This is a genomic window from Endozoicomonas ascidiicola (assembly GCF_001646945.1).
Classification (GTDB): domain Bacteria; phylum Pseudomonadota; class Gammaproteobacteria; order Pseudomonadales; family Endozoicomonadaceae; genus Endozoicomonas; species Endozoicomonas ascidiicola.
In genome coordinates this window covers 1-19,931 of record NZ_LUTV01000001.1, presented here as the reverse complement: position 1 = coordinate 19,931, position 19,931 = coordinate 1, and the positions used below count along the sequence as shown (strand labels likewise).

The 19,931-nt window shown below is 48.9% G+C and carries 16 protein-coding genes; 9 read left to right on the top strand and 7 right to left on the bottom strand.

Annotated elements, in window-relative coordinates; translation table 11 throughout:
- Positions 1-629: 629 nt before the first annotated feature.
- The 6 genes from AKL11_RS00080 to AKL11_RS00055 all read right to left on the bottom strand — a co-directional run bounded on the left by AKL11_RS00080 (position 630) and on the right by AKL11_RS00055 (position 8,824).
- The gene (locus tag AKL11_RS00080; RefSeq protein ID WP_067514365.1) at positions 630-2,132 is read right to left on the bottom strand and encodes a CoA-acylating methylmalonate-semialdehyde dehydrogenase; all 1,503 of its coding nucleotides are present in this window, start codon (positions 2,130-2,132) and stop codon (positions 630-632) included.
- A gap of 643 nt (positions 2,133-2,775) precedes the next feature.
- Positions 2,776-3,192 (bottom strand): adenylyltransferase/cytidyltransferase family protein, encoded by a 417-nt coding sequence (locus tag AKL11_RS00075; RefSeq protein WP_067514363.1) that lies wholly within the window; start codon positions 3,190-3,192, stop codon positions 2,776-2,778.
- A gap of 111 nt (positions 3,193-3,303) precedes the next feature.
- Complete coding sequence (locus tag AKL11_RS00070) at positions 3,304-4,485, bottom strand: pyridoxal-phosphate-dependent aminotransferase family protein (RefSeq protein WP_095210041.1); 1,182 nt, start codon at positions 4,483-4,485, stop codon at positions 3,304-3,306.
- Positions 4,486-4,597: 112 nt separating this feature from the next.
- Positions 4,598-5,083, bottom strand: coding sequence for a MaoC family dehydratase (locus AKL11_RS00065; RefSeq protein WP_067514359.1), 486 nt, complete (start codon positions 5,081-5,083; stop codon positions 4,598-4,600).
- Between the two features lie 80 nt (positions 5,084-5,163).
- Positions 5,164-6,495: an amino acid permease gene (locus AKL11_RS00060; protein WP_067514356.1), complete on the bottom strand. Its 1,332-nt coding sequence runs from the start codon at positions 6,493-6,495 to the stop codon at positions 5,164-5,166.
- Positions 6,496-6,523: 28 nt separating this feature from the next.
- Positions 6,524-8,824, bottom strand: a complete 2,301-nt coding sequence (locus AKL11_RS00055) for an Orn/Lys/Arg family decarboxylase (RefSeq protein WP_067514354.1) — start codon at positions 8,822-8,824, stop codon at positions 6,524-6,526.
- 216 nt (positions 8,825-9,040) lie between these two features.
- Here AKL11_RS00055 and AKL11_RS00050 point away from each other — a divergent pair, with 216 nt between their 5' ends.
- The 9 genes from AKL11_RS00050 to AKL11_RS00010 all read left to right on the top strand — a co-directional run bounded on the left by AKL11_RS00050 (position 9,041) and on the right by AKL11_RS00010 (position 19,113).
- Complete coding sequence (locus tag AKL11_RS00050; RefSeq protein ID WP_095210149.1) at positions 9,041-9,700, top strand: nitroreductase family protein; 660 nt, start codon at positions 9,041-9,043, stop codon at positions 9,698-9,700.
- A gap of 197 nt (positions 9,701-9,897) precedes the next feature.
- Positions 9,898-10,905 carry an ornithine carbamoyltransferase gene (argF, locus tag AKL11_RS00045; protein ID WP_067514350.1) on the top strand — a complete coding sequence of 336 codons (1,008 nt, stop codon included), beginning with the start codon at positions 9,898-9,900 and terminating at the stop codon, positions 10,903-10,905.
- A 358-nt stretch (positions 10,906-11,263) separates the two neighbouring features.
- Positions 11,264-12,646, top strand: coding sequence for a V-type ATP synthase subunit B (locus tag AKL11_RS00040; protein WP_067514348.1), 1,383 nt, complete (start codon positions 11,264-11,266; stop codon positions 12,644-12,646).
- 5 nt (positions 12,647-12,651) lie between these two features.
- The gene (locus AKL11_RS00035) at positions 12,652-13,278 is read left to right on the top strand and encodes a V-type ATP synthase subunit D (RefSeq protein WP_067514346.1); all 627 of its coding nucleotides are present in this window, start codon (positions 12,652-12,654) and stop codon (positions 13,276-13,278) included.
- A 62-nt stretch (positions 13,279-13,340) separates the two neighbouring features.
- On the top strand, positions 13,341-15,155 hold the full coding sequence (locus AKL11_RS00030; RefSeq protein ID WP_067514344.1) for a V-type ATP synthase subunit I: 1,815 nt from the start codon (positions 13,341-13,343) through the stop codon (positions 15,153-15,155).
- 2 nt (positions 15,156-15,157) lie between these two features.
- Positions 15,158-15,607, top strand: a complete 450-nt coding sequence (locus tag AKL11_RS00025; RefSeq protein WP_067514342.1) for an ATP synthase subunit C — start codon at positions 15,158-15,160, stop codon at positions 15,605-15,607.
- 153 nt (positions 15,608-15,760) lie between these two features.
- On the top strand, positions 15,761-16,444 hold the full coding sequence (locus AKL11_RS00020; protein ID WP_067514340.1) for a hypothetical protein: 684 nt from the start codon (positions 15,761-15,763) through the stop codon (positions 16,442-16,444).
- A 69-nt stretch (positions 16,445-16,513) separates the two neighbouring features.
- On the top strand, positions 16,514-17,203 hold the full coding sequence (locus AKL11_RS00015) for a DUF2764 family protein (RefSeq protein ID WP_067514338.1): 690 nt from the start codon (positions 16,514-16,516) through the stop codon (positions 17,201-17,203).
- A 35-nt stretch (positions 17,204-17,238) separates the two neighbouring features.
- The gene (locus AKL11_RS00010) at positions 17,239-19,113 is read left to right on the top strand and encodes a V-type ATP synthase subunit A (RefSeq protein ID WP_067514335.1); all 1,875 of its coding nucleotides are present in this window, start codon (positions 17,239-17,241) and stop codon (positions 19,111-19,113) included.
- Positions 19,114-19,150: 37 nt separating this feature from the next.
- Here the strand turns inward: AKL11_RS00010 and AKL11_RS00005 are convergent, their stop codons facing one another.
- Complete coding sequence (locus AKL11_RS00005) at positions 19,151-19,660, bottom strand: hypothetical protein (RefSeq protein ID WP_157673334.1); 510 nt, start codon at positions 19,658-19,660, stop codon at positions 19,151-19,153.
- Positions 19,661-19,931: the final 271 nt, after the last annotated feature.

The following is a 19,931-nucleotide window of genomic DNA, read 5'->3' as shown; positions in this document are numbered from 1 at the left end:
AGAGATGGTCTGATATTGAGTGCTGAATACATCAGCTATTTGCTCAAGAGTATACCCACGGTGGCTTAGCAATACAGCATGAGCTCGTTCTCTCAAATACGGAGTAGGACCAMGGCGCGAAGCCTGTTGCAGTGTAGTGATGATAGCTGGATCAGTTATGTTGGAAACCGATTTCATGATGATCGTACAGGTGGAAACTATGAGGAAACAGTAGTTCAAAATTCCTGAGCCGGCTCGTAATGGATTAACTGATTGATCGGTTAGTCAGTTTATATGATTTCAAATGATCAACTACTTACCTATAATGGCACAGCGAGATTATTTATGTTGTATTAAATGCAGCTCACTACACTAGCGTATAGATCACTGGCAACTGCTTTTGTATTGACAACATTAGCCATATCCAAACCTCATCATTATGGTGGCGTGCAGAGCAAGCCTCCCTGCCAAGTGAATAATGCACCCAACAATATTTGACTAGGTGATCAAATATTAGTTCCCATTAGAGAATCTTGCTTAATCTTGATAAGAGCTTTATTTGTTTCAAAATAATTTAATACAAAAGAAAAGCCCTGCATAAACAGGGTGAAGGCGTTAGTTCAATAGCTTTATAGATACGCTGACTCGTCTTATTTTAGATTTATGGTTAGATTTGGCTGACCATCAAGCAACACCGCCTCTTCATCATAATTCCAACGTGAAGTAATCGTCTTAGTCTCAGTATAAAAGCGCACCGCCTGCTTGCCATAGGCATGCAGATCGCCCATAAACGACCCTTTCCAACCGGTGAATGAGAAAAACGGCAACGGCACAGGAATCGGAACGTTCACTCCAACCTGACCCACTTCCACTTCATACTGATACTTACGTGCAGCCGCACCGGAGCTGGTGTAAATAGAAGTACCATTACCGTATGGGCTGTTATTCACCACCTCAAGCGCATCGGCTAACGTATCCACTGTGATACAGCAAAGCACCGGGCCAAAAATTTCTTCCTGATAAATGGTCATATCCGTGGTGACATCGGTAAACAGCGTTGGGCCAATCCAGTTGCCATCGGGCAAACCTTCAACCGTACAATCACTGCCGTCCAGCAAGCAGGTTGCTTCTTCTTTACCTTTGGCGATCAAACCAAGAATTCGTTCTTTTGCAGGAACCGAAATTACCGGCCCATAACCTGCTTCCGGATCATCCCATGCGCCTGGGCGAACCAGAGAAAACTGATCTTTCAGTTCATGAATCCACTCTTTACTGTCGCCCACGAACACGGCAACGCTAATCGCCATGCAACGCTGACCAGCAGCACCAACCGCAGCACCAACCAGACCATTCAACACACGACCTTTGTCCGCATCCGGCATAATGACCATGTGATTTTTAGCGCCCGCCATGCACTGGGCACGCTTCATATTTTCGGTGGCAGTTTTGTAGATGTATTCACCGACAGGCACAGAACCAACAAACGACACTGCTTTGGTATCAGAATGCTTTAATAGAAAATCAACCTGCTCCTTGCCACCGTGAACAATTTGCAACACGCCTTTGGGGGCACCCGCTTCTTCGAACAGTTCCACCATGCGCATTACTGTCAGCGGAACCTGCTCAGACGGTTTCAAGATAAAGGTATTTCCCGCTGCAATAGAAAGCGGAAACATCCACAACGGAATCATTGCCGGGAAGTTGAACGGCGCGATGCCCACGCAAACACCTAACGGCTGATGGTAGCTGTAGGTATCAATGTTACTCGCCACATTTTCTACCGTTTCCCCCATCATGGATGAAGGAATATTGGCAGCCTGCTCTACCACTTCAATCCCCCGCCACACATCGCCCTTGGCATCGGCAAAGGTTTTGCCCATATCTTTGGAAATCAGTTCACCCAGTTCATCATGATGCTCTTTCAACAGTGCACAGTAGCGCATCATTAAACGAGCACGCTCGGATACCGGCACCTTTCTCCAGGTTTTGAAAGCTGCTTTTGCCCCTTCAACGGCTACAGTAATCTCGCGTTCAGAAGCAAAAGGCAGCTCCGCCAACTGCTCCTGTGTAGCCGGGTTGATTACAGGAATAGACTGCGAGCTTTCACTGGTGACAAACTCGCCGTTGATAAATAGAGGGATTTTCTGGGTCATGGCACTACCTGTTTTCTTTATTATTGTTACTGATTGGATGTGCAACTGCTACCGCCTGAATGCCAGCACGGTTTAGCGTATGTTCAGAGCAAACCGAATGAAAGAAGCTTACCAAATCGTTCTTAAATGTTCATAATTTTTTACACGCTGACACTATATTATGAACATTAGCACTTCATGTGAAAATATTAAGCTATAAATATTTCGTCATAAGATAAAAACGACTATGAATTTCTATAAAACCACGAATCAGGTACAGGGTAATTCAACATATGAGCTCTCCCCTTCCCACAGAAAGCCCTCAACGAGGACGTCAACGTCACCCTGCTGGTGATCAACCACCAATTCAACTAACTGACCTTCTGACAAAAGGAAAAGCTATAGGACGGTCTATTGACATAAAGACTGAAATAACGCTTCCATCAACGTCAGCCCAAACAACCAGTAACACTTTATCAAGCAATATGGAATTGGGTGAACGTGCCTGCAGGTCCTTGCCCGATTCACCAGAACTGACTAACTTTATTAATAGCGGGTTCAAACTTTTAGAAGATGATCACACAACAACCGACCTGGCCACTGCACACTATGAAATAAATCAGTTCTGCAGCTCGACTGCATCCCCTTCTGCTTCCTCAAATTCTCAAGGTAGCTTGCCGAGCGTATTCACAAGTTCTGAAGAGCTTTGAACTTTACCGCCACCAATATTCCAAAGCATGCTTATACCGAGGGATCGGCATAACTCAACTTCCGGCGTATTGTTGGTTTGCCGATCTCCGCCATTAGCAAAATAACCTGGTTTGAGATGCTCAAGTGCATTAATGACAGAACCATCAGAGTCATCAACGCCAACAACCCGGGAAACGCAGCCAAGCCCTCTTAGTAATTCGCAACGCTCACCAAAGGGCATAAACACATAACCTTTCTTTCGCAGCAACCAATCGTCGGAGTTTACTATGACGACTAGTTCTCCATATTGCGATGCTGCCTCCATCATCCGAAGATGCCCCACATGAACGGGATCAAAGCCGCCAGACACACAGATTATTTTTGTACTCATTCCAAATCCCTGGATAACAGACTCTACTCTTTAAAGAACCATACCCTCAAACAAAAAAGCCAGCTTTTTATAAGCTGGCTTTTGGTGGTGACTTAACCGCTTTATCAAACGCTAACCGGCATAAACGTCATTAGCCGCCTTAACAGCCAGCCCCGGAGTAAAGGAGTGCCCCTGACTCAACAGCGCGGACTCCAACGCGGAAAGGCAGTTCAGAACATTCGTCTGGCTGGCTGCATAGCCCATCAAACCAATACGCCATACTTTTCCGGCAAAAGCACCGAGACCGGCACCTATTTCCAGATTGTACTCTTTCAACAACTGCTGTCGTACAGCAAGATCATCCACACCTTCCGGAATCACCACCGCATTCAACTGCGCCAGACGCTCACTTTCAGGCACCAACATTTCCAGCCCCATTGCAGCCAGACCAGTAACCAGCGCATTGTGATGAAGCTGATGACGCTGCCAGCTGTTATCCAATCCTTCATCTTGCAGCAGACACAGCGCTTCATGCAGCGCATATAATTGATTGACCGGCGCCGTGTGGTGATAAGCACGCTTACCTTCACCGCCCCAATAACCCATTACCAGATTCATATCCAAAAACCAGCTTCTGACTTTGGTCTTGCGGCTTTCAATTTTCTTGATAGCCGCCTCACTGAAGCTCACCGGAGAAAGGCCTGGCACACAGGAAAGACACTTCTGGGAACCGGAATAAATAGCATCAATTCCCCATTCATCCACTTCCAGCTCAGAGCCAGCCAGAGAGGTCACTGCATCAACAATGCTCAGGCAATCGTATTTTCTGGCAAGCTCACAAAGCACCTTGGCATCAGAGCGAGCACCGGTGGATGTTTCCGCATGAACAAACGCCAGAATTTTCGCATCGGCATTCGCCTTGAGGGCTTCCTCAACAGCGGTAGGGTCAACCGCTCTGCCCCAGTCGGATTCAACGACCACTGCCGTACCGCCCATGCGCTCAACGCTCTCTTTCATACGACCGCCAAATACACCGTTGATGCAGACAATCACTTTATCGCCTTCATCCACCAAATTGGCAAAGCAAGCTTCCATCCCGGCAGAGCCCGGAGCGGAAATAGGCAACGTCAGACGGTTATTGGTTTTAAAAGCAAACTGAATCAACGCTTTCAGTTCATCCATCATGCGGATGAACTCAGGGTCCAAATGACCGATGGTCGGGCGGGACAGCGCTTCAGTAATTCGTGGGTGAACGTCGGAAGGCCCCGGGCCCATCAATGTTCTTCTGGGAGGGTGAAAGGATGTTATTGTCATAGTTGCCTGCTTTCGTTTATCTGCATGTTAACGGAGACGATTCCAGAACAGTCACCGTACGTCTATTGTTCTATACCCGACAATCCCTGTCAGGCTGCGATCTAAGATCAGTTTATCGGGCAGGCTTCAGCTCCACATCGGGCAATGGGTATTCATCCACCTCGACATCGCCGGAAGACGGCATAATTTCAGCCTTACCCTTCACTACTGTTTTACCATCCTGATTAACAACGTTCGTGGATACCGTTGCACGCTGTCGTCTTTCATTGATTTCCAGCACTTCCAGTTCGACGGTTACAGTATCCCCGACTTTCACGGGGCGCAGGAATTTTAGCTCCTGTCCGAGGTAGATGCCACCGGGTCCTGGCAATCGTGTTGCCAGTGCACAGGAGATTAACGAGGCAGTCCACATACCATGGGCGATACGCCCTTCAAACTGAGTGGTTGCCGCAAACGACTCATCCAGATGAACCGGGTTGGTGTCGCCAGAGACTTTAGCGAATAACAGCAGATCTTCTTCTGTCAGGGTTCTGGTCAGAGAAGCATCTTTTGCCCCAATAGTGAGCTCTTCAAAAGGAATGTTTTTCAGTTTGCGCATGTATGATCACTCAGCAGGATGGTTCCCAATGGCTGGGGATCCCCCAGCAACAGCTTCTTATTCTGGCACAAAATGTGAGCCTATTCCTCATCCACTTGTACTACCTGGGTATTCATCAGCACGGCATAGATACCAGGCACCACTAGCGCCATACCCAGTACAATCAGCAACTCCTCAACGTTGGCTGACGCAAAAGCGGAAATAATGAAAACAGACGAGACCGTGACAATGAACAGGTTGGACTTGGAAATCTTCTTCTCCATCCGGTCTTGTTTGATCAGTGCCATGCCAGACCAAAAATACGGAAACAGCAACAACAGCACCGATATTGTCACCGAAACATTGAACGCTTCCGCAATATTACTGCCCATCAACATCAGCACCACTTCCATCGCGGTCATGATAACGCCATTAATCACCAACCCCTTTGCCGGTATATTAAAGCGGTTCACGTGAGTATAAGCCTTGGGAAGAAAACCATTATCCGCACTGGTTTTGGCGGCACTTACGGAATTCAGCCCCCAGACAATAAAACTCGCGATACAAGCCACAGACATCACCAGAGACACAATCTGACCAACGGATGGAGAGTGGGTGATTTTCTCCATGGACAAAGCAAAAGAGGCGGGCGCTTCCTGAATATCTTTGGCAGAAAACATGCCCTCCATCACGGTGGTGGAAAGAATGTAAAACACAGCCACCACTAAAAAACCGATAATAGTCGCAACAGGCACCACTTTATGAGGGTTTTTGATTTGGGCTGCATTGGTGGCCACACTCTCTACGCCCACATAAGAAAAAATGAGAATGGCAAAACCGGCCATGATGGCAGAGCCATCCCCTTCTCCCGACACATTCCAGTTCTGTTTAAACTGCCCGGGGTTGAACTCAAACCACCCTAAGACACTGGTCAAAGCCACCGCAATTAACAACAGAGTAACGGTAATGGATACCACTTGGGAGATGATGCCGATGCCCCGCAAGGACAGCGCCACAAACACCCAGATCAAAACAATAATCGTCACCCCAAGCACAATCGGGTCATTCAATTCAGGGATAAACATGGCCAGATAACCAAGCCCTGCAATAAGAATCGACACATTGGAGATCAGGTTACCATAGACATAAAAGAACCCACACTGAGCGCCAATAATCGGGCTGATCGACGTTGCCAGCGCCGTCGGACTGGGATCGTCAAACCTATCCCCTGCCCGCACATAAACAAGCGTTAGAAATAATGCACCGATGGTGACCAAAATAAACGACACCAGTGTTATAGAACCGGTAAAAGCCAATTGTTGCGGTAGTGCGATCACACCGCTGCCGGCAAGGCTGGAAATGATGAGAAACGTCGCTCCGATCATCCCCAGCTTTTTCGCTTCGCTTTTTGGCTGAGCATTTTCACCAGACATAGCAATGGCCCTCCCGAGCTCAGCCGAGTTACTCTTTTACACAAAGGGTTTGAAAGTAGGATTTCCCGTTTCGTTCCACACGCTCTACACCGTGTACATCACTCTCATAACCGGGAAACAGGTTTTCAAATTGCTGTCGAGCTATCAGGTAGTCATAAATTGGGCGAGCTTTGTCGTTCATGGCTTCACCGCCCATCATAATGGGAATGCCCGGAGGGTAAGGCACAATCATGACCGCCGGCACCCGCCCCATCATGGCTTCAAGTTCGACATACTCCACTTGTTTCTTAACCACATGATGATAGGCCCCTGCAGGTTTCATTGCCGGGTCAGGGATAACCTGAAAAGCATCCTGCATTTTGTCCAATATTTCATGCTTCTTGAAATAACGGTGGATCTCATTGCAATGATCTTTTAAACCAACGCCCTGATAACGCTCCGGATAATCATTTACCAATTTTGGCAGCGCCTGCTCAAGGGGTGCATTTTCATCATAGAGCAGTTTGAATTTCAGGAGCGCCGTCAGCAAAGAACATTGTTTCGCCCGAGTGGTGCCAAGAGAATTCAACAGGAGGAAGGAGTAATAGTCGGATTTTTCACACACTATCCCGTGTTTAATGAGATAGTCCGACACAATGGATGCGGGAATGCCCTCGTCACTCAGGTTCCCTTCATCATCCAGCCCCGGTGTAATAAACGTCAGTTTAATGGGATCCAGCATGGCATAGTCGTCTTCCATTTCATGAAAGCCATGCCAGTTGTTTTTCTTACTGAATACCCACGGATGCTGGTTCGCTGCCAGGTATTCCGCTGGCACATTTTCAAACGCGGTTTCACTGCCTTCGTAATTTACGATTCTGGGCTGCCACATTTCAAAAAACCAGCTCTTTTCCAGCTTCATCTCCCGGGAAATTCGAGTGACTTTCTGACGCAGTTCAATGGCTTCCAAAATGATGTCATCCAACAATGAAAAGCCATTGTCTTCCATCATTTTGGTGGCCACATCCAGTGAGGCAATCATGCTGTATTGTGGTGAGGTCGAGCCATGCATCATGTAGGACTCGTTCATCTCATCGGGATTAATCGTCACCTTGCTGCCATTACGGATATGCAACATGGAAGCCTGAGAAAAGGCGGTCAGCAACTTGTGGGTAGAGTGAGAACAGAATATAGGGGGGTGATCACTGTTTTTGTCATCATCCGACATACCGAAGTGATCTTTATAGATCGGATGAAACCGTGCGTATGCATACCATGCCTCATCAAAATGCAGGTTTTCAACACTGCGCTGAAGCTGCTGTTTTATATTGATGACGTTATAACAAATACCATCATAGGTAGAGTTGGTGAGCGCCGACATTTTCACCGGTTGTTTTTTTAACTTTGCCGGTATCAGTGGATTCGCCTGAATCTTTTCCTGAATAGAATCGCTGGAGAACTCTGATAAACGACATGGGCCGATAATTCCCCGTTTATTACGGCGGGGCACCATATACACAGGGTAGGCATCCGTAATCACCATGGAGTAATTCAGGGATTTGTGACAGTTTCGATCCACAAAGGCAATGTCGTCCCGCACCAGCTGACTGCGCCAGATAATCTGGTTTACGTTCGATGTACCATTCAGCACATAATAGGTGTAATCCGCACCAAAGACTCTGGCCGAGTTTTGTTCTGCATCGCCAACCACACCGGAGTGATCTAAAAGAGAGCCCAACTCCGGCACAGAGATGGAGAGATCTGCCCGAAACACGTTCTCACCAAAAAAATTGTACATAGCATGGCCTGCCGGGCTGTGGAGAAAGCCTTCCCCTCCCATATGACCCGGTGTATGCCAGGCGTATTTGTATTCATGGGCGTATTTCACCAGCGCCCCAAAGAAAGCAGGATGAATGCTGGTGATATAATCCATGACAAAAGTATCGATTCGGCCTGCATGAAACTCCACCGTGTCGGAGTTTTTCCACAGCGTATCGGTAATGATTTCCAGCACACTGGTTGGCATACTGGCCATGGCCAATCGATCGGTCATCAATAGAATGGGAATCTGTTTGTTACGGCGTCGTATACATTCCAATAACTCTTCTGGCTTCATGGATTCGGAGGTGTTGGTAACCACCATATCCCAATCAATAATAACGGCTGCCAAATCCGACCGTGATGCAAAAATTTCGGCACCATCTTCGTAGTTATAGGATGGGTAAACTTTCAGACCATGAAGTTCTTTAAGCTTATCGGTCAGGTCTCTGAGCCGAACCCCCTCATCATTTTTGGCATCAAATTGATCAGAAATAATGAGCACAGGCCATGCCCGTTTGGTTAACTTCATCACTGACTCCTGGTGGATTCAGTCAACACCAGGCGGGCTGGCGAAAAACTGAAAAACAGAAAAGAAAATGCTAGAGACCCCCATAAAAGTAGACGGCAGATACTGCATATACCAGAACAACAAACTTTCGGATTCGGTGTCGTGCTAGACTCTTGAATCGACATAAAAAGAAAAGCGGTAAACCCTGTTGATAGTGACAGGTGTAGGAGTATGTACATGAAAACAGTCCCCCTCGACTTCCAGCAACAAAGTGAAGAGCAAATGCTGGATAACGCACGAACTTTTTTTCAGAGAATTACCAAACGCCGAACGGTAAGGGAATTCTCAGATAGGCCAGTACCTCGAGAAATCATCGAAAACGCTATAAATGCAGCTGGTTCCGCTCCCAGCGGCGCCAATAAACAACCCTGGCATTTCGTAGCCATTTCTGACCCAGAAGTGAAACGCCAAGTCCGTGAAGCCGCTGAAGAAGAAGAACGTGCATTCTATGGTGGCCGGGCTTCCGACAGCTGGTTAAAAGATCTGGAGCCTTTTAGCACCGATGCTAATAAACGTTTTCTGGAAACCGCCCCCTGGTTGGTTGCCGTTTTTCTGGAAAAGAACACCGTGGATGAAGAAGGCGTCAAGCACAAAAACTACTACATGCCAGAATCTGTGGGCATTGCCTGCGGCATGTTACTCACCTCATTGCATCTTTCCGGGCTGGCAACGCTGACCCACACGCCCAGCCCAATGAAGTTTTTACAAACTCTTTTAAAACGCCCTGACAACGAAAAACCTTACCTTTTGGTGGTGGCTGGGCACCCTGTTGAGAACGTGGAAGTACCTGATATACAGAGAAAATCTCTAGATCAGATCGCCACATTCATTGACTGAATGATTCGCAGTAATACGTAAACCAATCTGTAGTATCACGAACTGGTCTTATTCCGAATAAAATTCGATATTGGAGTGGACAGCATTAACCGGTCTATGGAAGATGGTTTTCCCGGGGAGGTGTACGTACATTGAACGCACCTTCTCTATAGAGAGTCTACCAACAAGAAAAAATAGTCTTCTATCAGGAAACACCTATGACACCGAGCTTGCTGAACCGTTCATTTCTCAAACTTCTGGATTTTACGTCAGAAGAGATCCAGCAGCTGCTGGAACGTGCTGCGGAACTGAAAGCAGCCAAACGTGCCGGTACTGAACAGCAATTTCTGCAAGGTCGGAATATTGCTCTGATTTTTGAAAAGGCGTCCACTCGAACCCGTTGCGCCTTTGAAGTGGCCAGTTTTGATCAGGGAGCCAATGTCACCTACATCGGTGGTGGTTCCCAGATGGGTTCCAAAGAGACCGTTAAAGACACTGCTCGTGTATTAGGCAGAATGTACGACGGTATTGAGTTCCGCGGACATTTACAGCAACACGTAGAAGATCTGGCGGAGTTCTCTGGCGTGCCTGTTTGGAATGGCCTGACTGATGATTGGCACCCAACCCAGTTGCTGGCCGATTTTTTGACCATGCTGGAACACGGCAATGGTCGTAAGCTCAGTGAGATGAAACTCTGTTATCTGGGCGATGGCCGCAACAATGTTGCCAATTCTCTAATGGTGGGCTCCGCCAAAATGGGTGTGGATTTTCGCATCGCCGCACCGGCGGATTATTTACCAGATGATGGGCTTGTTCAGCAATGTCTGGCCATTGCCAGCCAAACAGGCGCGAAAATCACGGTTACCGAATCTGTAGAAGATGCCGTTGCCGATTGCGACTTTTTGTACACTGATGTCTGGGTCTCTATGGGAGAGCCAACCGCAGCTTGGGATGAGCGGGTAAAACTGATGACGCCTTATCAGGTTAATGCCGCGTTAATGAAGAAAACCGGTAACCCGGATGTACGCTTTCTCCACTGCCTGCCCGCTTTCCATAACGATGAAACCACCATCGGTAAAGAGGTGGCCGACAAATACGGCATGAATGGACTGGAAGTGACGGAAGACGTTTTTGAGTCTGACGCGTCCATCGTATTTGATCAGGCGGAGAACCGGATGCACACCATAAAAGCGGTGATGGTGGAAACGTTATTTGGGAGCTCATAACCCCAAAGACGGCGCAAAAAATGACCTGTGTCAGTTACAGCCGGGTGTGCTGACCCTACAATCGACCCTTTTTACACGTCAGGCGTCATACGACGCCGGACTTCAGATATCAAGATAGCGCCATGCCTGCAAACTGTGCGGAATTGACTACTATCTACAATGGAAAGTTTTTTAGCAGGAGGTCTGGATAGAGCCGTAAGGTTCAGATCAACATCCGAAATACGACATTCGATGAATGTTATTTCTCCGATGCCTTTCTGATGCTTTTTCTACAGGTGCTATAAAAACACTTTGAAAAGTAGCCTTCCTGAGCCTGATCCACTTCCTTTTATTTTCCCGGCAAAATAGAGGAGCAGTAATGCCCCAGAGTCTATTGCGATACACCAACATTCTCAGCATTGTTGGTGACCTGATTCGTGTCCATGTACCGAATCTGGCTGAAGGTACTGCACAGGCCAACTACGGTGACCTGGCGCTGATCGAGCAGGATGGGCAAACCTACTCCATGGCTCAGATCATCAAGATCGACCATGAAGAAGTGTCTCTGCAGGTCTTCACTGGTACCAAAGGTCTGTCCACTGGTGCTTCCGTCTGCTTCCTCGGTCAGGCCATGAAGACCACTTACTCGCCCAATGTTCTGGGTCGGATTTTTAACGGTGCCGGTGAGCCAATCGATGGCGGCCCAGCGCTGGAACAAGACCCGAAAGTCGAGATCGACGGCCCGTCTGTAAACCCGGTTCGTCGTGTATTGGCGTCCCGCATGGTGCGTACCAACGTTCCCATGATCGACGTGTTCAACACGTTGGTGGAATCCCAGAAAATCCCTATCTTCTCTGTTGCCGGTGAGCCTTATAACCGCTTCCTCGCCCGTATCGCTATCGAAGCTGAGGCGGACGTCGTCGTATTTGGTGGCATGGGTTTGATCTTCGACGATTACCACTTCTTCCGCACAACCTTTGAAGAAGCGGGCGTATCGGCTCGTACCGTTATGTTCACCAACCTGGCATCTGATCCAACAGTTGAACGTCTGTTGACGCCTGATATGGCGCTGGCGGTGGCAGAGCACTTTGCGGTGGAAGAATCCAAAAAAGTTCTGGTTCTGCTGACCGACATGACCTCCTATGCTGACGCCATGAAAGAGATCGGTGTCGCCATGGACAAGATTCCGGCGAACCGTGGCTACATGGGCGACCTGTATTCTCAGCTAGCTCGTCGCTACGAAAAAGCCTGCGACTTTAAAGGTGCGGGTTCCGTTACCATTCTGGCGGTTACCACCATGCCGGGTAATGACGTCACTCACCCGGTTCCGGACAACACCGGTTACATCACCGAAGGTCAGTTCTACCTTCATGAAGGTCATCTGGATCCATTCGGTTCCCTCTCCCGTCTGAAGCAGATGGTTCAGGGTAAAGAAACCCGTGAAGACCATCCGGCCATCATGAACACCATGATCCGTTTCTATTCTGATTCCGTGAACGCGGCGCAGAAGCAGGCCATGGCGTTTGAACTGTCCAACTACGATTTGAAAACCATCAAGTTCGGTAAGCTGTTCAAGCAACGCTTCATGTCTCTGGATGCGGTTATGCCTCTGGAAAAAGCACTGGATCACTGTTGGGAGACCATGGCTGAATGTTTCGGCCCTGAAGAAACCCTGATGAAGCAGAGCCTGTTGGAAAAATACTGGCCGAACTTTGATCAGCTGGCCAATGACGATGCGACAGAAGCTGCGGCCGAGGCGTAATCATCATGGCCAAGGTAGCTCTCAACAAAAGTTCATTAAACAAAGAGAAGCGCAGTCTAAAAACGTTCAACCGTTATTTGCCGGCTCTTGAGCTCAAGCGCCAACAGCTGATGATGGAACGTAAAAAGGCCGAAGAAGCCCTGGCAGAAACCCGGGAAGAACTCGCCGATATAGAAAAACTGGTTAAACAACAGTTGCCCATGCTGGCACGACAAGATGTGCAGGTAGAAAACCTGGTGAAGGTCACGGACGTGCGCCTGAAACAGGAAAACATCGTCGGCACATCGGTTCCTGCGGTTGAGCATATTGAAATTGCGCTGACACCATACAGTGATCTGGCAAAACCCCACTGGGTGGATTACCTGGTCGAGCTGTTGCAGAAAATGATTCGCCTGAGAGTTGAACTTCAGGTGCGTCAACTGCGACATAAAGAGCTGGACAAGGCGACCCGAACCACATCTCAGCGGGTAAATCTGTTCTCCAAGGTGCTGATTCCTCAGACCAGGAAGAACATCCAGAAAATCCAGATCTATATGTCTGACCAGGACAGAGCCAGCGTTATGAACGCCAAACTCTCCAAGGGCAAGGTTCTGGCCCAGGAAGCCAAAGGAGGTCGTTCGCAGGCGAGTTAAACGACTCACACAGTGTATTCGTGGGTATTCCATGATGTTACTGAACTGCGAAAGCATTGATTATGGCTATTAAACGACTTAACAAGATCACGCTTTACGGTCCCAATCACGAAAAAGATGGCATTCTGAAAGGGCTGCAAAAGCTCGGTTGTCTGCATCTGATTCCGCTGACTGAGAAGCCCGTCGAAGTGCAGGTACAGCCCGGCGAGGCCAGTGAGGCCAAAATCTGGCTGGAACGAAGCCCCAAGCAAAGACGACAGGTGCGTAATTTCCGGGAACGGAAAGAAGTCGCACAGATTGACGACATTGTTCACAAGATTCTCGACAACAAATCGAAGTTTCGTGAACAGTCCGATATCCGTGACAAACTTCAGGAACGCATCCGTGAAGTTCGCCCCTGGGGTGAATTTGCGTTTCCTGCTCTGAACGATCTGGATCATCAACGACTCTGGTTCTACGTTCTGTCTAACGGCGAACTGGCTGCGATGCAGGATGTTCTGAAAGAACATGAGCTGGCCTGGGAGTTGATTCATCAAACCCAGAAAGACAGTTATGTGATCGTGGTATCCGACGAAGAGCCTGACGAAACCCTGATTCCTTTTCCTCGCTCCCACGTGGGCAAAATTCCATTGTCTCGCCTCGAAGAGATGCTGGATGAAGCGGAAGATGCGATTGAAGATCTTCTGTCGGAACGGGAATCGCTGACTCGCTGGAATTATCTATTGGATCAGGTATTGGCTGCCCGTATGGACAGTGCAGATCTGCAACAAGCCAACAACAGCACCATGGATGAAGAAGAATTCTTCCTGGTGCAGGGTTGGGTTCCGGTGTCAGAGCGGGAAGCGGTGGAAGCCTTTACCTCAGCCCACGGTGTCGCGGCGATTTTTGAAGAACCGTCAAAAGACGACAGCCCACCCACACTTCTGGATAAACCTGCCGGAACCGGTGGTGGTGCCGACGCACTTGGCTTCTTCCAGACGCCAAACTATCGCGCCTGGGATCCGGGCAATGTGGTGTTTTACTCGTTCTCGCTGTTCTTTGCGATGATCATGAGTGATGCCATGTACTGTCTGATTTTCGCCCTGATCATCTTCCTCTGCCGAGGCAAGCTGAAGCAGAGTGAATCGGGCAAACGTCTGATGAACCTGGGTTACTTCATGTCCGTCGTCGGTGTGGTCTGGGGTGTATTTATCGGCAGTTACTTTGGGGCAGCACCTTCCGAGGGCAGTTTCCTTGGACAACTGGCGTTTATCAACCTGAATGATTACAACGCGATGATGAAGTTGTCGGTGATTATTGGTGTGTCCCATCTGGTCGTCGCCAACGTTATGACCGCTGTCGTTAATCGCGGCTCCAGTTATGCATTAGCGCCTCTGGGCTGGGCAACACTAATGGCCGGTGGTACCTCCATCTGGCTGGGCATGACAGGTACACTTCCAGCGTCGTTCGAGACCACTATTGGCCCTGGCATGATGATTGGCGGTGCTGTACTGGTCTTCCTGTTCTCCAGCGACCGCGCAGTAACATCGTTTAAAGATCTGATTCTGAGAATGCTGGATGGCCTGAAAGCCGTCTACAACATTACTGGCGCCTTTGGTGATGTGCTCAGTTATATGCGCCTGTTTGCTCTCGGCCTGTCCGGTGCATCTCTGGCCATGACGTTTAACTCTCTGGCTATGGACGTTCTCAATTCCAGCCCCGTCACCGGTGTGCTGTTTGCGGGAGTCATTTTGCTGCTGGGCCACATTCTTAACTTTGCGCTCTGCATCATGAGCGGTGTGGTTCACGGTATGCGTCTTAACGTCATTGAATTTGTTAACTGGGGGCTGTCTGACGAAGGCTACCCATTCAAAGCTTTTAGTAAACGAGAGGATTGAAAATGGAAGGTTTGATTATTGCACTGGGTTGGGTAGGTGTTTTTGCGCCGGTTGCTCTGGGTGCTGTTGGTTCAGCGATCGGCTGTTCCGTTGCAGGTCAGGCTGCCTGTGGTGCGATGCTGGATGTTGAGAGTGGTTACGGTAAGTTCGTTGGTCTTTCTGCGATGCCTTCCTCTCAGGTTATTTACGGCATTGTTATTATGTTTACTCTCAGCGCAATCGGCGTTACTGACGCCAGCGCTCCGGGACTGTTTGGTATTGGTCTGCTGACTGGTATTGCGCTGATGTACTCTGCTATCTATCAGGGTCAAGCGGTTGCTGCAGCGATCAATGCGTCCAAGAACAAGCCGGAAGTGTTTGGTTTGTCTATCGCACCGGCGGCTATCGTTGAAGGTTTCGCAGTATTCGCCTTCGTATTCGCTTTGGTAATGGGTCAGGGCATCGTTGCCTGATGACGGGTTCTGCCACGAACGCACTACACCTCGTTCCCATGCTTCGCGTGGGAATGCATACCTGAGGTTCAAGTGGTTCCCACGCAGAGCATGGGAACCAGAACAGGGTTTGTGGTCGGCCTAAAGCCCCATGAAAAGATACAGGATTCGAATATGAGTATTGCAACCCCCGAAGGAAAAACCGTTTCCGTCGGCGTTCAGGAACTGATTGAAAAGCTGCGCAACCAGGGTGTTGACAGTGGTCGTCAGGAAGCCAGCAAAATCGTTGCGGACGCAGAAGCCCGCGCAGCAGAATTGATTGCCGACGCCGAAAAGCGTGCCAGCAGCATCGTGGGTAAAGCCCGTGAAGAAGCCGGGTTTATCACCAAGGCTGGCACCGAAGCGCTGCAACTGGCAGAACGTAACGCCATTCTTGAGCTGAAAGATTATCTGCTGAAAACCTTCTCTAACCAGATTCGTGCGGTGGTCAGCCACTCCATGGAAGGCGATCAGCTGCTGGAAAAGATGATTGTCGAAGTCGCGGGTCAGAACAACCTGCACGGCGAACAGAACATCGAAGTGATTCTGCCCAGAAAGGTCATTGGTGTGGATGAACTCCGCGATAACCCTGAGTTACTGAAAGCGGGCGGCCTGCTGGAGTTCGCCATGAAGCGCGCCAGCGATATGCTGGAACAAGGCGTAACCTTTACCGCCGGTGGCGTAAGCCAGACAGGTATTTCCTTCCGCCTGAAAGACAAAGACATTCAGGTTGAGCTGACCGATGAAGCGGTTGCTGAAGTTCTGCTGAAGCACTTGCAGCCCCGCTTCCGTGCGCTCCTGGAAGGTATCATTAAATAATCAGTGATGTCCGTCGGTAATCGAATTAAACGACTGCCGACTTATTCCATACTGAACTAGGAGAGTAAGATGGCAGACAATGCCTACTATACCCTGCTGACATCGCTGCCCCATATCGACTCGCTGTTTAACAGCAAGATTACGCCGATCTCTCGTATCCAGCTGGATCGTCGACTGTCCATGTTGTCGACCGCCGATCAGGAAACCCTGGTTAAGGTAGAACAGCTGATTCACTGGAGCCATTTGGGCGACGACGTTAAAGAAGAGTCTCTGATCAATCTTGCGGAGCGTCTTCTGCAGCAGCTGGACAGCGCCGACCTGAAAGAGCTGGTGAACTGGCGTCTGGATATGCGCACCATTGCCGCAGCCCTGAGACGTAAAGCCCAGAGTATTCAGGCACCGACGTCTGCTCGCTGGAGTTACGGCAGCCGCTACGCTTACATACGTCGCAACTGGAACCATCCTACCCTAGGTTTGCAGAACGCGTTTCCCTGGATTCCCACTGCCGTGGAGTGCCTGAATAAAAAGGACTACCTCACACTGGAAAAAACAGTCATGGAAGCGGTTTGGAACAAACTGAATGAGCTGAGCGCCCGTCATCGTTTTGATTTTGAAGCGGTCGTGATCTATCTGCTGCGCTGGAATCTGGTGGCACGGTGGACATCCTATAACGGCGATGAAGCAGTGGTTCGATTTAATGACCTGACTCAGCACGCGCTGGGCACATTTGCTCACCAGCTACCTGGTTCTCCGAATTAAACGAAATTCGACGAAATACGACTACGGTTATACACATGACTGAAACAAATGATCTGATGCAACAGGCCACTGCCCGAGTGGTCGCGGTGATGGGTGATATCATCACCATTGAGAGCATCGCAACCAGCATCGCAACCAGCATCGGCCAGGGCGAAGCACGCAAGCCCCTGGTAAAGAACGAGGTAGTCTACGTACTGCCAAGCCGCCGTTCCAATGAAGCGGTGGAAGAACAGCTGATGGCTGAAATCCTCCGGGTGAAAGGCAACACGGCAGACATTCAGGTATTCGAAGAAACCCGTGGCGTTGCCGTGGGTGACCTGATTATCCAGACTGGAAAAATGCTGTCTCTGGATCTGGGTCCGGGTATCCTGAGCATGATCTATGACGGTCTGCAAAACCCACTGGAACAGCTGGCCAATTTACACGGCAGTTTTCTGCAGCGCGGTGTTCAGGTTCAATCGCTGGATCATACACGTACATGGGCGTTTACTGCTGTTGCCAAAATTGGCGATAAGCTCCATGCCGGTGAAACGTTTGGTACCGTACCGGAAGGCCGCTTTACCCACAAAATCATGATCCCATTTGAAACTGTTGGCGAAGTGGAAGTGGTTTGGATGCAGGAAGGTAACTTCACGGTGGACACCGTGGTTGCCCGGGTAAAAAACCAGAAGGGCGAAGAAATTGCTCTGACCATGTACCAGAAATGGCCGGTTCGTAAATCCATTGCTGAGACACTGGCCGCTAAAGGTAAGACTCACCGTCTTTACCCAACAGAGCCACTGATCACCACCACACGTATCGTGGATACTTTCTTCCCGATCGCCCGTGGTGGTACTGGCTGCATTCCTGGTCCATTCGGTTCTGGTAAAACCGTGTTGCAGCACGGCTTCTCCCGTTATTGCGACGCGGACATCGTCATCGTGACCGCCTGTGGCGAACGTGCCGGTGAGGTGGTGGAAACCATCGAAGAATTCCCGCACCTGCAAGATCCAAAAACCGGCGGTGCATTGATTGATCGGACGGTGATTATCTGTAATACGTCGTCCATGCCGGTAGCGGCTCGTGAAGCGTCTATCTACACCGGTCTGACCCTTGGCGAATACTATCGTCAGATGGGTTACAACGTGCTGGCGCTGGCAGATTCAACCTCCCGCTGGGCGCAGGCCATGCGTGAAACCTCTAACCGTTTGGAAGAAATCCCGGGTGAAGAAGGTTTCCCAGCTTATATGGACTCCGCCATTAAAGGTGTATACGAGCGTTGTGGTGTCGTTTGCAACGAAGATGGTGATCAAGGTTCCCTGACCATGATCGGCTCCGTATCGCCTGCCGGCGGTAACTTTGAAGAGCCCGTCACTCAGGCAACACTGAGTACGGTAAAAGCGTTCCTCGGCCTGTCTTATGATCGCGCTTACAAACGTTTCTACCCGGCGATTGACCCACTGATCTCGTGGTCCCGTTATCTGGATCAGCTGGAAGGCTGGTATAACAAAAACCTGTCGCCTGATTGGGTTTCTAACGTTAAAGAGATGCAGGAACTGCTGGTTCGCGGCGACAGCATCAACCAGATGATGCAAGTAACCGGTGAAGAAGGTATTACCCTGGAAGACTATGTAACCTTCCAGAAATCCTTCCTGCTGGACATGGTTTATCTGCAACAGGACGCCTTTGACGATGTAGATGCCACCTGTCCGATTCATCGTCAGCAGGAAAACTTCAACCTGATCGTCAGCCTGATTCGTCAGCAGTATAACTTTGCTGATAAAGAAGAAGTGCGTGATTACTTTGTGAAGCTGACCGGCATGTTTAAAAACATGCACTACGCGCATCACGCTTCTCCAGAATACAACAGCTATATGAGTCGTATTCAGGAGTTGCGTAATCAATTTGCGGTTGGTGCGATGGCTGCCTGATAAGCGTTATTCCTCTGTCCATCCGGTTGATATTCAATCAACCGGATGTGACTCCAAAGCCATCTGTTAACACCCGCCACCAATGACATAAAGTATCACTGACCAGCCAACAACTGCTGACTACTGTCTCACGAGGAATTTCAACAGGTATTTTACCTCTGTACTTGGTGGGATACTCTAAGGGCATTTCTTTTGCCGGTGTGGCACAGGGACAAATTCCTTTTGGTTGTTCCGGACAATTTGCAGTTTCAATAACAAATGGCTTGCTGCCGATAGAGCGCATGATCAAAAAATTAAAAAGCACTCTAAAGATATTCATATAGATTTCTTTCTTTTTCAAACGCTCAGATTCTTTTCCCTGTAAGTATGGGATCAGATCAATACATTCTTTTATTTTTTCCCAGGCAAACCATCCTCCATTAATATTGCTAGATACGTGAAGCAAGACTGCGCATAGAAAAGGAGGAATTTCTGAATAGTTTATTTGTGGAATCAAACCAGGGTTTGATAAGTAAAATGATAATTGGGAAAGCAGCTCTGGCGTCAACGTTATGGCTAATTTTACTCCATTTATACAATACAGACACAGTGTCGCCCCCAGGGCTTACGCATCAACTAGGAGGCTGACCGAGAATAGCCCGGTTAGCTCTCCTAAAACCAGCTCAACCTGAAAGCGCTCAAATAATGATCAGCATTTAGACCTTAATTTTCCACTTTACTCATATTCAGGCCTTTTTAAGGCATTTATGCTGCATTTTTAACCTTTTTCAAATCATCAAGACGGATTAACCCCGTTGATGCTACTTTCACCATTTTTT

Bases quoted from the DNA above. Each gene is read 5' to 3' on its own strand.
- AKL11_RS00080 (WP_067514365.1), bottom strand. From the start codon at position 2,132: ATGACCCAGAAAATCCCTCTATTTATCAACGGCGAGTTTGTCACCAGT.
- AKL11_RS00075 (WP_067514363.1), bottom strand. From the start codon at position 3,192: ATGAGTACAAAAATAATCTGTGTGTCTGGCGGCTTTGATCCCGTTCAT.
- AKL11_RS00070 (WP_095210041.1), bottom strand. From the start codon at position 4,485: ATGACAATAACATCCTTTCACCCTCCCAGAAGAACATTGATGGGCCCG.
- AKL11_RS00065 (WP_067514359.1), bottom strand. From the start codon at position 5,083: ATGCGCAAACTGAAAAACATTCCTTTTGAAGAGCTCACTATTGGGGCA.
- AKL11_RS00060 (WP_067514356.1), bottom strand. From the start codon at position 6,495: ATGTCTGGTGAAAATGCTCAGCCAAAAAGCGAAGCGAAAAAGCTGGGG.
- AKL11_RS00055 (WP_067514354.1), bottom strand. From the start codon at position 8,824: ATGAAGTTAACCAAACGGGCATGGCCTGTGCTCATTATTTCTGATCAA.
- AKL11_RS00050 (WP_095210149.1), top strand. From the start codon at position 9,041: ATGAAAACAGTCCCCCTCGACTTCCAGCAACAAAGTGAAGAGCAAATG.
- argF (WP_067514350.1), top strand. From the start codon at position 9,898: ATGACACCGAGCTTGCTGAACCGTTCATTTCTCAAACTTCTGGATTTT.
- AKL11_RS00040 (WP_067514348.1), top strand. From the start codon at position 11,264: ATGCCCCAGAGTCTATTGCGATACACCAACATTCTCAGCATTGTTGGT.
- AKL11_RS00035 (WP_067514346.1), top strand. From the start codon at position 12,652: ATGGCCAAGGTAGCTCTCAACAAAAGTTCATTAAACAAAGAGAAGCGC.
- AKL11_RS00030 (WP_067514344.1), top strand. From the start codon at position 13,341: ATGGCTATTAAACGACTTAACAAGATCACGCTTTACGGTCCCAATCAC.
- AKL11_RS00025 (WP_067514342.1), top strand. From the start codon at position 15,158: ATGGAAGGTTTGATTATTGCACTGGGTTGGGTAGGTGTTTTTGCGCCG.
- AKL11_RS00020 (WP_067514340.1), top strand. From the start codon at position 15,761: ATGAGTATTGCAACCCCCGAAGGAAAAACCGTTTCCGTCGGCGTTCAG.
- AKL11_RS00015 (WP_067514338.1), top strand. From the start codon at position 16,514: ATGGCAGACAATGCCTACTATACCCTGCTGACATCGCTGCCCCATATC.
- AKL11_RS00010 (WP_067514335.1), top strand. From the start codon at position 17,239: ATGACTGAAACAAATGATCTGATGCAACAGGCCACTGCCCGAGTGGTC.